General features: G+C 67.8%; 15 protein-coding genes. 7 read left to right on the top strand and 8 right to left on the bottom strand.

What is annotated here, in order from left to right; genetic code table 11:
- Positions 1–90 precede the first annotated feature (90 nt).
- From dapE to cls, 3 genes are all read left to right on the top strand, one after another.
- Entirely contained in the window at positions 91–1,230 is a 1,140-nt protein-coding gene (dapE, locus tag C5O79_RS12590; RefSeq protein WP_047850710.1) for a succinyl-diaminopimelate desuccinylase, read from the top strand.
- Positions 1,231–1,241: 11 nt separating this feature from the next.
- Positions 1,242–2,150 carry a 50S ribosomal protein L3 N(5)-glutamine methyltransferase gene (prmB, locus tag C5O79_RS12595; RefSeq protein ID WP_122474141.1) on the top strand — a complete coding sequence of 303 codons (909 nt, stop codon included), beginning with the start codon at positions 1,242–1,244 and terminating at the stop codon, positions 2,148–2,150.
- 108 nt (positions 2,151–2,258) lie between these two features.
- The gene (gene cls, locus C5O79_RS12600; RefSeq protein ID WP_122474142.1) at positions 2,259–3,698 is read left to right on the top strand and encodes a cardiolipin synthase; all 1,440 of its coding nucleotides are present in this window, start codon (positions 2,259–2,261) and stop codon (positions 3,696–3,698) included.
- Positions 3,699–3,758: 60 nt separating this feature from the next.
- Here cls and C5O79_RS12605 read toward each other — a convergent pair whose 3' ends face one another.
- The gene (locus C5O79_RS12605) at positions 3,759–4,238 is read right to left on the bottom strand and encodes a glutathione peroxidase (RefSeq protein ID WP_122474143.1); all 480 of its coding nucleotides are present in this window, start codon (positions 4,236–4,238) and stop codon (positions 3,759–3,761) included.
- A gap of 136 nt (positions 4,239–4,374) precedes the next feature.
- Here C5O79_RS12605 and C5O79_RS12610 point away from each other — a divergent pair, with 136 nt between their 5' ends.
- Positions 4,375–6,306 (top strand): ATP-binding cassette domain-containing protein, encoded by a 1,932-nt coding sequence (locus tag C5O79_RS12610; RefSeq protein WP_122474144.1) that lies wholly within the window; start codon positions 4,375–4,377, stop codon positions 6,304–6,306.
- A gap of 197 nt (positions 6,307–6,503) precedes the next feature.
- On the opposite strand, the gene C5O79_RS12615 is transcribed toward C5O79_RS12610, so the two are convergent.
- From C5O79_RS12615 to alr, 3 genes are all read right to left on the bottom strand, one after another.
- Positions 6,504–6,770, bottom strand: a complete 267-nt coding sequence (locus C5O79_RS12615; RefSeq protein WP_039342663.1) for a DUF2866 domain-containing protein — start codon at positions 6,768–6,770, stop codon at positions 6,504–6,506.
- 146 nt (positions 6,771–6,916) lie between these two features.
- Positions 6,917–8,293, bottom strand: coding sequence for a DNA repair protein RadA (radA, locus tag C5O79_RS12620; protein WP_039342661.1), 1,377 nt, complete (start codon positions 8,291–8,293; stop codon positions 6,917–6,919).
- Between the two features lie 11 nt (positions 8,294–8,304).
- On the bottom strand, positions 8,305–9,375 hold the full coding sequence (gene alr / locus C5O79_RS12625; protein ID WP_131931393.1) for an alanine racemase: 1,071 nt from the start codon (positions 9,373–9,375) through the stop codon (positions 8,305–8,307).
- A gap of 218 nt (positions 9,376–9,593) precedes the next feature.
- Here alr and lplT point away from each other — a divergent pair, with 218 nt between their 5' ends.
- The gene (gene lplT / locus C5O79_RS12630; RefSeq protein WP_046545998.1) at positions 9,594–10,901 is read left to right on the top strand and encodes a lysophospholipid transporter LplT; all 1,308 of its coding nucleotides are present in this window, start codon (positions 9,594–9,596) and stop codon (positions 10,899–10,901) included.
- 58 nt (positions 10,902–10,959) lie between these two features.
- On the top strand, positions 10,960–11,769 hold the full coding sequence (gene thiD / locus C5O79_RS12635) for a bifunctional hydroxymethylpyrimidine kinase/phosphomethylpyrimidine kinase (protein ID WP_046545999.1): 810 nt from the start codon (positions 10,960–10,962) through the stop codon (positions 11,767–11,769).
- 18 nt (positions 11,770–11,787) lie between these two features.
- On the opposite strand, the gene C5O79_RS12640 is transcribed toward thiD, so the two are convergent.
- The 4 genes from C5O79_RS12640 to tsaB are packed head-to-tail and all read right to left on the bottom strand — an operon-like array spanning position 11,788 to position 15,029.
- The gene (locus C5O79_RS12640; RefSeq protein ID WP_122474145.1) at positions 11,788–12,753 is read right to left on the bottom strand and encodes a DUF1853 family protein; all 966 of its coding nucleotides are present in this window, start codon (positions 12,751–12,753) and stop codon (positions 11,788–11,790) included.
- A complete protein-coding gene (locus C5O79_RS12645; protein ID WP_122474146.1) occupies positions 12,750–13,778 on the bottom strand; it encodes a uracil-DNA glycosylase in 1,029 nt (342 codons plus the stop codon). The genes C5O79_RS12640 and C5O79_RS12645 overlap by 4 nt, the downstream gene beginning before the upstream one ends.
- Positions 13,765–14,265, bottom strand: a complete 501-nt coding sequence (rimI, locus tag C5O79_RS12650) for a ribosomal protein S18-alanine N-acetyltransferase (RefSeq protein ID WP_047850705.1) — start codon at positions 14,263–14,265, stop codon at positions 13,765–13,767. Before rimI ends, C5O79_RS12645 begins: the two co-directional genes overlap by 14 nt.
- Entirely contained in the window at positions 14,262–15,029 is a 768-nt protein-coding gene (tsaB, locus tag C5O79_RS12655; RefSeq protein ID WP_046546003.1) for a tRNA (adenosine(37)-N6)-threonylcarbamoyltransferase complex dimerization subunit type 1 TsaB, read from the bottom strand. Before tsaB ends, rimI begins: the two co-directional genes overlap by 4 nt.
- A 148-nt stretch (positions 15,030–15,177) precedes the next feature.
- Between tsaB and C5O79_RS12660 the strand changes: the two genes are divergently transcribed.
- The gene (locus C5O79_RS12660; RefSeq protein ID WP_011352486.1) at positions 15,178–15,447 is read left to right on the top strand and encodes an acyl-CoA-binding protein; all 270 of its coding nucleotides are present in this window, start codon (positions 15,178–15,180) and stop codon (positions 15,445–15,447) included.
- Positions 15,448–15,622 lie beyond the last annotated feature (175 nt).

Genomic DNA, 15,622 nt, shown 5'->3' on the forward strand with positions numbered 1-15,622 from the left:
GGCTGCCCGCGCTGCGCCAGTCGGCGCAGCCCGACGTCTTGTCGCTGCCGGCCACCGCGCCGGCATTTTTTATCGAAAGTGGTCCGAACCATGTCCGCCACCCTAGCCCTTACCGAACAGCTGATCGCCCGCGCGTCCGTGACGCCCGACGACCAGCATTGCCAGCAGATCATGACCGAGCGCCTCGCCGCGCTCGGCTTTGAATGCGAGACCATCGCGTCGCACGGCGTGACCAACCTGTGGGCCGTCAAGCGCGGCACCGACGGCCGTGACGGCAAGCTGCTCGCGTTCGCGGGCCATACCGACGTCGTGCCGACCGGCCCGCTCGAGCAGTGGAGCTCGCCGCCGTTCATCCCCGCCCATCGCGACGGCAAGCTGTACGGCCGCGGCGCGGCCGACATGAAGACGTCGCTTGCGGCGTTCGTCGTCGCGTCCGAGGAATTCGTCGCAGCGCATCCCGGCCACCGCGGCGCGATCGCGTTCCTGATCACGAGCGACGAGGAAGGCCCCGCCACCGACGGCACCGTGAAGGTCGTCGAGCTGCTCGAAGCGCGCGGCGAACGCATGGACTACTGCATCGTCGGCGAGCCGACGTCGACCACCGAGCTCGGCGATGTCGTCAAGAACGGCCGTCGCGGCTCGATGTCGGGCGAACTGGTCGTCAAGGGCGTGCAGGGCCACATCGCGTATCCGCACCTCGCGAAGAACCCGATCCACCTGCTCGCGCCGGCGCTCGCCGAGCTCGCCGCCGAGCAGTGGGACGAAGGCAACGAATACTTCCCGCCGACCACCTGGCAGGTGTCGAACCTGCACGCCGGCACCGGTGCGACCAACGTGATCCCCGGCCACGCCGACCTGCTGTTCAACTTCCGCTTCTCGACCGCCAGCACGGTCGAGGGCCTGCAGGCACGCGTGCACGCGATCCTCGACAAGCATGGCCTCGAATACACGCTGAAATGGTCGGTGAGCGGCCTGCCGTTCCTCACGCCGCGCGGCGAGCTGTCGGGCGCGCTGGAAAACGCGATCCGCACCGAGACCGGTATCACGACCGAGCTGTCGACCACGGGCGGCACGTCGGACGGCCGTTTCATCGCGCGCATCTGCCCGCAGGTCATCGAGTTCGGCCCGCCGAACGGCAGTATCCACAAGATCGACGAGCACATCGAAGTGCGCTTCGTCGACCCGCTGAAGAACGTGTACCGCCGCGTGCTCGAACAACTGATCGCCTGATGGAGGCTCGCATGACGACACCTTTTGCCACTGTTCGCGACCTGCTGCGCTACGCGGTCACGCGCTTCTCGAAGGCGAAGCTCGCGTTCGGCCACGGCTCCGACAATGCGTACGACGAAGCGGCCTACCTCGTGCTGCGCACGCTCGATCTGCCGCTCGACACGCTCGAGCCGTTCCTCGACGCGCGGTTGCTGCCCGACGAAATCGCGGCCGTGCTCGCCGTGATCGAACGGCGCGCGACCGACCGCGTGCCGGCCGCGTACCTCACGCATGAAGCGTGGATGCATGGCCACCGCTTCTACGTCGACGAACGCGTGATCGTGCCGCGCTCGTTCATCGGCGAGCTGCTCGACGACGGGTTGCAGCCGTACGTCGCCGATCCCGAGCAGGTCGGCGCGGTGCTCGAACTGTGCACGGGCTCAGGCTGCCTCGCGATCCTCGCGGCGAGCGCGTTCCCGAACGCCGAGATCGACGCGGTCGACCTGTCCGACAAGGCGCTCGAAGTCGCCGAGATCAACGTGCGCGACTACGGCCTCGAAGACCGTATCGGGCTGCACCGCGGCGACCTCTACGCGCCGCTGCCCGCGTTCCGCACCGATCCGGGCTCGCGCTATGACGTGATCCTGACGAACCCGCCGTACGTAAACGCATCGTCGATGGCCGCGCTGCCGCCCGAGTATCGGCACGAGCCAGAGATGGCGCTCGCGGGTGGCGATGACGGGATGGACATCGTGCGACGTATCGTCTCCGAGGCCCATCGCTGGCTGCACGACGACGGCGTGCTCGTCGTCGAGATCGGCAACGAGCGCGAAAACGTCGAAGCCGCGTTCGGCGGCCTCGAACTCACGTGGCTGCCCACCAGCGCGGGCGACGACGCCGTGTTCCTGATCCAGGCGTCGGACCTGCCCCGCAAGGCCTGAGCCTTCCCGGCTCGCCCACCGTGCGGTGCACCGTTGCGCCGCACGGTTGGGTAAGATGCGCGTAGGCGGCCGCCCGGCCGCGCGACCTCAGGAGTCCGTCACGCGCCCATGACCCTCGACTGGCTACATCTCGGCACCCTGATCCTGACCATCCACGTGCTCGGGATTGTTGCGGCGTGCCACGCAATCATGAACACGCGCACGTCGCAAGGCGCGATCGCGTGGGCCGTCTCGCTCGCGGCCATGCCGTACCTGACGCTCATTCCGTACCTGTTCCTCGGCCGCAGCAAGTTCTCCGGCTACGTCGATGCCCGGCGCCACGAGCTGGAAATGTTGCGCATGCACACACCGCGCTCGCCCTGGCTCGCGACCGACGCGACCGACGGGCCGGCCGCCGACGCGATCGGCCAGGCCGCGGTGCTCGCGCTCACGCGGCTCGGCGGCATGCCGTTCCTCGGCGGCAATTCGGTGCGCACGCTCGTGAACGGCGATGCGACGTTCTCGGCGATCCTGGCGGCTATCGACGCCGCGCGTGACTACGTGGTGGTGCAGTTCTTCATCGTGCGCGACGATGCGCTAGGCCGGATGCTGCGCGACTCGCTGCTCGCGCGCGCAGCGGCCGGCGTGCGCTGCTGCCTGCTGTACGACAGCATCGGCAGCTTCGACCTGCCGCACAGCTACGTCGACACGTTGCGCCGGGGCGGCGTCGAAGTTCACCCGTTCGCGACCAACAGGAAGTTCGTCAACCGCTTCCAGCTCAACTTCCGTAACCACCGCAAGATCGTCGTCGTCGACGGCAATTGCGCGTTCGTCGGGGGCCACAACGTCGGCGTCGAGTATCTCGGCGCGAAGCCGCGCCTGTCGCCGTGGCGCGACACGCACATCGAGATCCGCGGCCCGGTGGTCGCGAGCATCCAGTACGTGTTCGCCGAAGACTGGCACTGGGCCACGCAGAAGCTGCCGCCGCTCGCACTGCCTCCGCCCGCGCAGCCCGGCGACAGCATGCATTGCCTCGCGGTGCCGATGGGGCCGGCCGACAAGCAGGAGACGGGCTCGCTGTTCTTCGTCGAGGCGATCAACGCCGCGCGCGAGCGGGTCTGGATCACCACGCCGTACCTCGTCCCCGACGAAGCCGTGATCTCCGCGCTGAAGCTCGCCGTGATGCGCGGCGTCGACGTGCGCATCCTGATCCCGAGCCGGCGCGATCACTACGTGGTATTCGAAGCGTCGAAGCTGTACGCGCGCGACCTGGTCGATGCGGGCGTCAAGGTGTTCCGCTACCGGCCCGGCTTCCTGCACCAGAAGGTCGTGCTGATCGACAGCATCGCGGCGGCGATCGGCAGCGCGAATCTCGACAACCGCTCGTTTCGCCTCAATTTCGAGATCATGGTGCTGACCGTCGACCGCACGTTCGCCGCCGAAGTCGAGACGATGCTCGAGGCCGATTTCGCGCAGGCGTACGAGGTCGATGCGAACGAATACCGCCGGTCGCCCGCCTGGCGGCGCATCGCGATGCACGTCGCACGGCTGTTCGCACCGATCCTCTAACGGCCGAGGTGGCGGCGCCCGTGCGATCCGCACCTGCGCAGTGAACGCCGTCGGCCGCCGTCACAGCAGCTTGTCGATATCCGCGGCGATTTCTTCCGGTCTGGTCGACGGCGCATAGCGCTTGACGATGCGCCCTTCGCGATCGATCAGGAATTTCGTGAAATTCCACTTGATCGCCTTGAGGCCGAGAATGCCGGGCGCCTCGTCGGTCAGGTAGCGGTACAGCGGATGCGCATGGTCGCCCTTCACGTCGATCTTCGCGAACATCGGGAACGTGACGCCGTAGTTGCGCTCGCAGAACGCACCGATCTGCGTGGCGTCGCCGGGCTCCTGCTTGCCGAACTGGTTGCACGGGAAGCCGAGCACATAGAAGCCGCGCGCCGCGTACTGGTCGTACAGCTTCTGCAGGCCCGCGTACTGCGGCGTGAAACCACACTCGCTCGCGGTGTTGACGATCAGCAGCACCTTGCCGCGATACGCGTCGAGCGAAGCCGGCGCGCCGGCAAGCGTCTCTGCGCTGAACGAATACAGGGTGGACATCGGGCACTCCTTTTACGAAACCGGATCGACGTGGAGTCTAGGCGAAATTGCCCCGTTGCGACATCCGCCGAACGGCCAATGCCCGGCGCGAGCGGCGCGCAGTCTAGAATAGCGGTTTTGGCCAGTCATTTCCGCCGTGATCCGTTTCAATCAGTTCAGCCTTGCGCGCGGCACCAAGCCGCTGTTCGAGTCGACCTCCTTCGTGCTCAATCCCGGCGAGAAAGCCGGCCTGATCGGCGCGAACGGCGCCGGCAAGTCGACCCTGTTCTCGGTCCTGCGCGGCGAGCTGCACTCGGACGGCGGCGATTTCTCGATGCCGCCGTCGTGGCGGATCGCCCATGTGTCGCAGGAAACGCCCGCGGTCGACCGCTCGGCGCTCGACTACACGCTCGACGGCGACGCCGCACTGCGCGAGATCGAGGCCCGCATCGCGGCCGCCTCCGCCGCGCATGACGGCGCCGCCGAAGCCGACGCGCATGCGGCGTTCGCCGACGCCGACGGCTACACCGCGCCCGCCCGCGCCGAGGCGCTGCTGCTCGGCCTCGGCTTCACGCTCGCGCAGACGCGCGAATCCGTCGCCAGCTTCTCCGGCGGCTGGCGCATGCGCCTGAACCTCGCGCAGGCGCTGATGTGCCGTTCCGACCTGCTGCTGCTCGACGAACCGACGAACCACCTCGACCTCGACGCGATCGTCTGGCTCGAAGATTGGCTGCACCGCTACCCCGGCACGCTCGTCGTGATTTCGCACGACCGCGAATTCCTCGATTCGATCTGCAATGTCACGCTGCATCTGGAAAACCGCCAGGTGAAGCGCTATGGCGGCAACTACTCGCAGTTCGAAGTGCTGCGCGCGCAGCAACTGGCGCTGCAGCAAAGCGCCTACGAAAAGCAGCAGAAGACGATCGAGCACCTGCAGAGCTTCGTCGACCGCTTCAAGGCCAAGGCGACCAAGGCCAAGCAGGCGCAGAGCCGGATGAAGGCGCTCGAGAAGATGGAGCTGATCGCGCCTGCGCACATCGCATCGCCGTTCACGTTCGAATTCCGCACGCCCGATGCCGCGCCGAACCCGATGATGGTGATGGAAGACGTCCGCTGCGGCTACCACGCCGACGGCGGAGCGGAAATTCCGATCGTCGAGCGCGTCGCGCTGTCGATCCAGAACGGCCAGCGCATCGGCCTGCTCGGCGCGAACGGCCAGGGCAAGTCGACGCTGATCAAGACGCTGGCGGGCACGCTTGCGCCGCTGTCGGGGCACGTCCGCGACGGCAAGGGGCTGACGATCGGCTATTTCGCGCAGCACCAGCTCGAAACGCTGCGCGAGGATGATTCGCCGCTCGCGCACCTGGCGCGGCTCGCGCCCGACACGCGCGAACAGGAGCTGCGCGACTTCCTCGGCGGCTTCAACTTCTCGGGCGACATGGCGACCACCCCGGTCGGGCCGTTTTCGGGCGGTGAAAAGGCACGCCTCGCGCTCGCGCTGATCATCTGGCAGAAGCCAAACCTGCTGCTGCTCGACGAACCGACCAACCACCTCGACCTCGAAACGCGCCATGCGCTGACGATGGCGCTCGCGCAGTTCGAAGGCACGCTGATCCTCGTCTCGCACGACCGTCACCTGCTGCGCGCGACGACCGACCAGTTCATGCTGGTCGCAAAGCACCGGCTGCAGCCGTTCGACGGCGACCTCGACGACTACCGCGACTGGCTGCTGCAGCACGCGGCCGAGCAGCGCGCCGCCGCGAAGGCCGACAGCGCGGCTTCATCGGGCGCGGGTGCCGGGGCCAACCGCAAGGACCAGAAGCGTCAGGCCGCCGAGGAACGGCAGCGCCTGTCGGTGCTGAAGAAGCCGCTGCAGACGCGCATCACGAAGCTCGAAAAGGAAATGGAGACGCTGCACGCGGAGAAGGCGCGCCTCGACGCATTCGTCGCCGATCCGGCGAGCTACGAAGCCGAGCGCAAGACGGAACTGACCGACGCGATCCGCAAGCTCGGGGACGTCAACACGCGTCTCGAAACGGTCGAGGCCGACTGGCTCGCCGCGCAGGAAGAGCTCGAGCAGATCGGCTGACCGCCGTCGCGGCACAGCCGGCCGATACGCCAGCCGGCCCGCGTGCCGGCTGGCTCCGCTCCGCGCCGCCCTCTAGGCATCGCAGCGCCTCGACGGACCATCCAGCCCTCGGCGGGCCCAGATACGACAAGGCCGGGCGCACCGGCCCGGCCTGTTCATTCATTGCCGCAGTCACCCGATTCGCCGCGCCGGCCGGCTCAGCGTCGCGGCAACGTGTCGCGCGGCATCTGCTCGTCGTCGCCCATCAGGTGCCTGCGCCCTTCGGTCGGCCGCCGGATCGCGGCAGCGACTTCCGCTTCCGTCACGTCCTCGGACACGACCTTGCGCGCCAGGCGCCCCTCGTCGTCGATCCATTCGACGATCCGGCATCCGCCGCCCCAGGGCTGGCGAATCGGCTCCGACACGCGGCAGCCACGCAGGTTGTAAAGGCGTCCGCTCGGCGCTTCCCCGTACGATTTCAACATAGGTTCCCTTCGCATTGCGCGGTTCGACAATCCGGCAAAGGATAGGGAAAAGCGATGTCCGGCGGGTTACATGACCCTACATATTCTTTACAGTGAATTACGCGACAGATCGCCCGCGCCCATGGCCCGGACGCCTGCCGTGCCGGTCACTCGAGATCGCGCACGCGGTCGATTGCCTGTTCGAGCCGATCGACGGCCATCACGTTCAGCCCTTCGATCGGCTGCTTCGGCGCATTCGCCTTCGGAATCAGCGCGGACGTGAAACCGAGCTTCGCCGCCTCGCGCAGCCGTTCCTGCCCGCGCGGCGACGGCCGGATCTCGCCCGCCAGCCCGACTTCGCCGAACACGATCAGCCCCTTCGGCAGCGCCTTGTTGCGCATCGACGAATGGATCGCCAGCAGCACCGCGAGGTCGGCGGCCGGCTCGGTGATCTTCACGCCGCCCACGGCATTGAGGAACACGTCCTGGTCGAAGGCCGCGATGCCTGCGTGCCGGTGCAGCACCGCGAGCAGCATCGCGAGCCGGTTCTGCTCGAGGCCGACCGCGAGCCGGCGCGGGTTCGGCACGTGCGCCGTATCGACGAGCGCCTGGATTTCGACGAGCAGCGGGCGCGTACCTTCCTGCGTGACGAGCACGCACGAACCGGGCACGACCTGCTCGTGCTGCGACAGGAACAGTGCGGACGGATTCGCGACGCCGCGCAGCCCGCGCTCGGTCATCGCGAACACGCCGAGTTCGTTGACCGCACCGAAGCGGTTCTTGAACGCACGCACGAGCCGGAACGACGAGTGCGTGTCGCCTTCGAAGTACAGCACGGTGTCGACGATGTGCTCGAGCACGCGCGGGCCGGCCAGGTTGCCCTCCTTCGTCACGTGCCCGACCATGATGATCGCGGTGCCCGACTGCTTCGCGATGCGCGTGAGCTGCGCCGCGCATTCGCGCACCTGCGCGACCGAGCCCGGCGCCGACGTGAGCGCTTCCGAATAGACGGTCTGGATCGAGTCGATCACGGCCACGTCCGGCCGTTCCGCGTCGATCGCGGCCTGGATCTTCTCGAGCTGGATCTCGGCGAGCAGCTTCAGCTCATCCGCCGGCGCACCGCCGTCGAGCAGCGCAAGCCGTTGCGCGCGCAACGCGATCTGCGCGGCCGATTCCTCACCGCTGATATAGAGCGCACGCCGCGCGCTCGCGATATCCGCGAGCGATTGCAGCAGCAGCGTCGACTTGCCGATGCCCGGATCGCCGCCGATCAGCACGACGCCGCCCGGGACCAGCCCGCCGCCGAGCACGCGGTCGAATTCACCGATGCCGGTCGAGAAGCGCGGCACGTCGGCCGCTTCGATGTCGACGAGACGCTGGACGGGCGCCCGCTTCGCGAGCGACTGGAAACGATGGGCAGCGGGCGATTCGGCGACCGATTCAACCAGCGTGTTCCAGGCCTGGCACGACGGGCATTGGCCCTGCCACTTCGGGGTCTGTCCGCCGCACTCGCTGCAGACGTATACGGTTTTCTGTTTGGCCACGCGCGACGCCCTTATTCCGCGCGCACGGGCACGCGGCCGGCGACCGCGCACATCAGCTCGTAGCCGATCGTGCCGCAACGGCGGGCGACGTCGTCGATCGGCAGCGCGTTGCCCCACAGTTCGACGCGCGCGCCGACACCGGCCTGCGGGCACGGGGTCAGGTCGACGGTGATCATGTCCATCGATACGCGACCGACGATCCGCGTGCGGATGCCATCGACGATCACGGGCGTGCCTTCGGGCGCGACCCGCGGATAGCCGTCCGCGTAACCGCACGCGACCACGCCGATCCGCATCGGCGCCTGCGCGGAGAACGTCGAGCCATAGCCGATGGCCTGGCCCTTCCCGATCGTCTGCACCGCGATCAGTTCGGACGCGAGCGTCATCGCGGGCTTCAGCCCGGTTTCGGCGATGTCGGACGACAGACCGGACGGCGACGCGCCGTACAGCACGATACCCGGGCGCACCCAGTCGAAGTGGGTATCCGGATGCCACAGCACGGCCGCGGAGTTCGCGAGGCTGCGCGCGCCGGCGATGCTTTCCGCGCCGCGCTCGAACGTCGCGAGCTGCTCGGCGACGCCGCGCTCGTTGTCCGCATCCGAAAAATGGGTCATCAACGTGATCTGGCCGATGCCGGGGCACGCGCGGGCGCGCTCCCACGCAGCACGATATTTCTCCGGCACGTAACCGAGCCGGTTCATCCCGCTGTTCATCTTGAGCTGCACGTTGACGGGCTTCGACAGCCGCGCCGTTTCCAGCATCCGCATCTGCTCGTCGTTGTGGACGGTCGTCGTCAGGCTGTAGCGGTCGATCACGTCGATGTCGGTCGAGCGGAAGAACCCTTCGAGCAGCAGGATCGGGCCGGCCCAGCCGAGCTCGCGCAGCTTGACGGCCTCGTCGAGGTCCAGCAGGCCGAAGCCGTCGGTGCCGCGCAGGCCGGGAAACACACGCGCGAGACCGTGACCGTACGCGTTGGCCTTGACGACCGCCCAGACCTTGGACGGGCCGGCAAAGCGGCGGACGACGGAGAGATTGTTCGCGAGAGCGGCGGTATGGATGGTGGCGGAGATCGGGCGCGGCATGGGAAATTTACGTAAAGACGCTTGCGAATCATCAGCTTACCGCGCCTTTTGAGCACTGAAGCCGACAATTTGCGGAACGATCGGGGAATCTTGCTAGTCCGAATTGGCGTATTTTCATGTTATAAAGCCGTGCGCACAACCCATTTCGAACGGAATAAGCCGATCGCACACCAGGCGGCCTACGCGGCCCTGCCGCAGCGACGAAAGCATCGCATCAGATGAAAAAAGGTTTTTACACCATCATGGCCGCGCAGTTTTTCTCGTCGCTGGCCGACAATGCGCTCCTCATCGCCGCCATCGCCCTGCTGAAAGACCTCCACGCCCCCAACTGGATGACACCGCTGTTGAAGCTGTTCTTCGTGTTGTCCTACGTGGTGCTGGCGGCCTATGTCGGCGCCTTCGCGGATTCGCGCCCGAAGGGCCGCGTGATGTTCATCACCAACTCGATCAAGGTCGTCGGCTGCATGATCATGCTGTTCGGCGCCCACCCGTTGATTGCGTACGGGATCGTCGGCTTCGGCGCGGCGGCCTACTCGCCCGCGAAATACGGCATCCTTACCGAGCTGCTGCCGGCCGACCGGCTCGTCGCCGCGAACGGCTGGATCGAAGGCACGACCGTCAGCTCGATCATCCTCGGCACCGTGCTGGGCGGTGCGCTGATCAGCCCGCACATCGCGTCGCACGTGATCGCGCACACGCCCGCCTGGATCGGCACGCCCGCCGAAGCGGCGATGGCGATCATCATGACCATCTACGTGATCGCCGCACTGTTCAATCTGCGCATTCCGGATACCGGCGCCCGCTACCCGAAGCAGGAACGCGGCCCGGTCAAGCTCCTCACCGATTTCGCCGACTGCTTCATGGTGCTGTGGCGCGACAAGCTCGGCCAGATCTCGCTGGCAGTCACGACATTGTTCTGGGGCGCGGGCGCGACGCTGCAGTTTATCGTGCTGAAGTGGGCTGAAGTGTCGCTCGGCATGTCGCTGTCGGAAGGCGCGATCCTGCAGGCCGTGGTCGCGGTCGGCGTCGCGGCCGGCGCAATCGCCGCCGCCGCCCGAATCCCGTTGAAGAAGTCGCTGACCGTGCTGCCCGTCGGCATCATCATGGGCATCGCGGTGATGCTGATGGCGTTCTACACACGCGACCTGTTCCCGGCACACTGGGCCGTGCACATCGGCCACCTGCGCATGCCCGTGTACCTGATCATCGCGTATATCTTCCTGATGTGTGTCGGTGCGCTGTCCGGCTACTTCGTCGTTCCGATGAATGCGCTGCTGCAGCATCGCGGCCACGTGCTGCTGTCGGCCGGCCACTCGATCGCGGTGCAGAACTTCAACGAGAACCTGTCGGTGCTCGTGATGCTGTGCCTGTATGCGGTGCTCGTGTGGCTCGACGTGCCGGTCGGCGTCGTGATCGTGCTGTTCGGCACGTTCGTGTGCCTGACGATGTGGCTCGTGATGCGCCGTCACCAGGCGAACCAGCGTCAGTTCGACTCGGTCGCGCTGATCGGCGAATCGCGGCACTGACGCTACACTTGCCGTTTCCGTCCGCCTGCGCCGGTCCTCGAACCGGCGCGTTGCCCTCATGACGCACCCGATACCCAACATCCTGACGATCGCCGGCTCCGACTCGGGCGGCGGCGCAGGCATCCAGGCCGACCTGAAGACTTTTTCCGCGCTCGGCGCGTATGGCGCGAGCGTGATCACCGCGCTGACCGCGCAGAACACGCGCGGCGTGACGGGCGTGCATGCGCCGGATGCCGCGTTCGTGACCGCGCAACTCGACGCGGTGTTCAGCGATATCCGCATCGATGCGGTCAAGATCGGGATGCTCGCGAATGCGCCGATCGTGCACGCGGTCGCCGACGCGCTGCGGCGCTACGCGCCACGCTTCGTCGTGCTCGACACGGTGATGATCTCGAAGAGCGCGCACGCACTGCTCGCGCCCGATGCCGTCGACGCGCTGCGCGACGCGCTGCTGCCGCTCGCGACGGTCGTGACGCCGAACCTGCCCGAAGCGGCTGCGCTGCTGAACGATGTGCCCGCAGCCACCGAAGACGACATGGTCCGGCAAGGCCAGGCATTGCTGCAGATGGGGGCGCGCGCCGTGCTGATGAAAGGCGGCCACCTGCCCGACGCGTCCGCGAGTCCCGACTGGCTCGTCGGCGCGACGCGCATCGTGCGGCTCGACGGCGCGCGCGTGCCGGTCAGCAACACGCACGGCACGGGCTGTACGTTGTCGTCGGCGATCGCCGCGCTGCTGCCGCAGCAGCCCGACCTCGAAAGCGCGGTGCGCGAAGCCAAGACCTACCTGACCGGTGCAATCGCCGCGAGCGGCCACCTCGACGTCGGCCACGGCGTCGGCCCCGTCCATCACTTCCATCGCTGGTGGTGAGCGCCGGCTGACGCGGCGTCAGTGATCCTGCGCGGCGAACGCCTGGGCGCGTACCGGCCAGTCGTCCGGCACGACGAAGCCGCGCGCCGTTTCGCGCCACGTTCCGTCACTGCCCTTTTCATGGATACCGATCAGCGCGGGAGCCTCGCGAGCCGTCAACACCGACGGCAGTTCCAGCGTGGCCGCCAGCGTTTCGGGTTCGAATCCGCTATCGGCGGCAGCCCGTCGCGGCGCTAGCCACGCGAGCCGCGGCAACACGCTCCACGCGACGCCGGCACGCTGGGCCGCCGCCCAGGCCGGCCACTGCGCGTGCGTGAGCCAGAAACCGTGCGGGTGATCCGGCGCGATTTCCGCGGACACCGGCGGCAGCGGCGCGCCGTACGGATAGAACAACCAGCCCTTGATGAACATCTGCGCCTCGGACGGCGCGCCGTAGCCGAGCCGCGCGAACCCGTCACGATCGCCGAGCCGCAGTTGGTGCTCGAGCAACCGGGTGCGCTTGCGGTCGAACCGGTCGACGAGGTTGGGGCCGACGAAATCGGCAAGCGATGCACCGGCTTGCACCGGCGCGCACAAGTAGCACTTCACCGCGAGCTCCCAGTGCAGGCGCTGCCCATCCGGTGCATCGACGAGAAAATCGACTTCGCCGAGCGTCTTGCCGTTGCTGCGCAGCGGCAGATTGGCCGCGACGAGCCGCAGCGACGGCCCGTGCATCAGGTAGTACTCGAGCAGGCATTCTGCGTAGCGGCCGAGCCGGGTGGGCCGGACGCCGTCGAGCGCGCGATGCAGCGGCTCGGGTTGCGCATCGAGTGCGGCGAGCCATGCTTCGACGTCCGACTGTCCGACCGCATCCGGCCACGGGCGCGCCAGCGGCGCGTCCGGCACCGCGGTCAGCAGGCTCGGGCTGGCCAACAGCCAGCCCAGATCCCGAACCGCGACGTCGTGCAGCGTATCGACGAATGCGAACGCCGCGCCGGTCGTCATTGTCCGGCCGGCCCGTTCGCGTCGCCGCTTTCTGCGCGCCGGAACGTGTCGCGCGCAAGGCAAAGGTCGGCCCACGCCTTCGACTTGTCCTGCAGGCTGCGCAACAGGTACGCCGGGTGGTAGGTCACGATCACGGGCACGCCTTCGTACGCATGCACGCGGCCGCGCAGCGACGCAATGCTCGCGTCCGTCTTCAGCAGCGTCTGCGCGGCGAAGCGGCCGAGCGCGACAATCAGCTTCGGCTTCACGAGCGCGACCTGGCGCTGCAGATACGGCTCGCAGCTCGCCACCTCGTCCGGCTCCGGATTGCGGTTGCCGGGCGGCCGGCACTTGATCACGTTCGCGATGTACACGTTGTCGCCGCGCTTGAGCGACAGCGACTGCAGCATGTTGTCGAGCAGCTTGCCGGCCTGGCCGACGAACGGCTCGCCCTGCTTGTCCTCGTTCTCGCCCGGCGCTTCGCCGATCAGCATCCAGTCCGCTTCGCGGTCGCCGACGCCGAACACGGTGTTGGTCCGCTTCTCGCACAGACCGCACAGCGTGCAGTCGGCCACGCGGGCGGCCAGCGCATCCCAGTCGAGCGCGGCAACCGGCGTACCGACCGGACGCGATTCGGCCATCGGCACGGGATCGCCCGGCGGCGCCGCATCGAACCACGCGAAATCGTCGGGTCCGGCAGGCGGCATGTCGTCCATCGGAGGCATCGTGTCGGGCGATGCGACCGGCGTGACCGGTGCAGGCGCGCCGCGATCGCCATCGTCGACGGGCGGCGACGAGGCGGCGGCCGGCGCGCGAGTCGACGGAGCATCGGCGCTCCGCGACACTGCCGCCGGTGCTTCGTCCTGCGCCGGCGTACGCACGGTGCGCGCAGGTCGCTCGGTCGTGACGGCCGGTGCGGCGTCCACCGCGCCGGTTTGCGTGGCGACGGGTGTTTCGGCTGCCGCGCCTTCATCCGCGCCTTGGCCGCGCCGCACCCAGATCTGCGCGAGGCCCATTTCCTCGAGCGCCGCTTCAGCCCATGCCATGCGCGTCCCCTTCGTCCTTGTTCAGCGTCAGACGCATCACGATTGCGTCCTCCCGGCTGCGATGCTTCGCCGGGTAATAATTCTTGCGCCGGCCGATCGTCAAGAAGCCGAAACGCTCGTACAGATGGATCGCGCGCGAATTGGACGGCCGTACCTCGAGCAGCACGCCGTCGAGCCCTTCCGCGCGCGAAATGCGCACGGCCTCGCGCAGCAGCGCCAGGCCGGCGCCCGCGCACTGGGCGGCCGGCGCGACGCACAGGTTCAGCAGGTGCATCTCGTCAACCACGGGCATCAGCACGCAATAGCCGATCAACGAACCCGTCACGTGCCGCAGGCACACGCCCAGATAGCCGTTGCGCAACGAATCCTCGAAATTGCCGCGGCTCCACGGAAATTCGTACGCGACGTGCTCGATCGCGACGACCTCGTCGAGATCGGCATCCGTCATCGGCGCCAGATAGCGGTCGCTCAGCAGTACGCCCGTCATCCCTTTGCCCCGCCCGTCTGCGCGGCCCGTGCCGCGACACGCTCGGCGGTGGTCTGCGCGACCTTGTCGCGCACGTACTCCGGCGCGGCCTGATCGGCGGGCACCGCGCGGCCGGCGCGGAAAGCACGCACGGCGGCATGAGCGACCGCCAGCGCATGCGGCATCGCGTCGCCATCGATCACGGCCGCGCGCGCCGCAGCCGGCAACTGCGCGCCGAACGCGGCGGCCGCATTGCCCGCGAGCGTAAACGGCGCATCGGGCACGCCGACGGCGCACGGTGCATCCAGCGAAGCCGGATGCACCGTGCGCCAGTCGCCGGTGCTGTCGTCCCACGCGAAATCCGCCCAGTAGGCTTCGCCCATCCGCGCATCCAGCGCGGCCAGCACGCGGGTCGTGCCGGGTGCGCGCAGCCGCGCGTGCTCGGCGCACGCGAGCAGCGTGCCGATCGGCACGACCGGCAGCCCGCGTCCGAACGCGAGGCCCTGGGTGATGCCCGTCGCGGTGCGCAGGCCCGTGAACGAGCCGGGGCCCGAACCGAAAGCGATCGCATCGCAATCGGCGAGCGTCAGCCCCGATTCGGCGAAAAGCTCCTGGATGGCCGGCAGCACGCGCGTGCTCGACACGGCGCCCGTCAGCTCGTGGCGGACCCAGGTTTGCGGGTTGGAAACGGCGTCATCGGCGTGAGCCGAGCGCAGCAGCGCGACCGAGCAGTATTCGGTCGACGTATCGATGGCGAGGAGCACTGTTTGCGTCATGGGCGACATTGTAATGCGGCGCCCCGCTCCCACGGGCGATCGGGCCCGATCCGTGCGTGTGGGCTGCACCGGGTGGCGGTTTGGAAGGATCGCTCGACCCCGCGCGGCGGTCCGCTTGTTAAGATCGCCCGACCTGAAACCCTTACGGAGACACCCGATGAGCGAACTCACCGCCCAATTCGACCAGGCCCAGATCGACGTGAAGCAACTGACGGAACGTCCGGGCAACCTGACCCTGCTGCGCCTGTACGCCCTCTTCAAGCAGGCGACCGACGGCGACGCTCATGGCGACAAGCCGGGCTTCACCGACATCGTCGGCAAATACAAGTACGACGCCTGGGATGCGCTGAAGGGCACGTCGCAGGATGCGGCGAAGCAGCAGTACATCGAACTCGTGGAATCGCTGAAGAACGGCACGGCTTCCTGACCGAATCGCCCCCTGCCGCAATAGGCAATCAAATCAGTGGCGCAGCGCAGCAATTATCTTTATAATGCTGGCTGCGTCACCTCCCGCGCTCGGCTCGCAAGCCGTTCCGGCCCGACGCCTCGTAGCGTTAAGCTCCAATCCGGTTTAGAACCTGTCCCCTCCTGCTTCGACCCTT

This window comes from Burkholderia sp. SRS-25 (assembly GCF_004343765.1).
Taxonomy (GTDB): Bacteria; Pseudomonadota; Gammaproteobacteria; order Burkholderiales; family Burkholderiaceae; genus Burkholderia; species Burkholderia contaminans.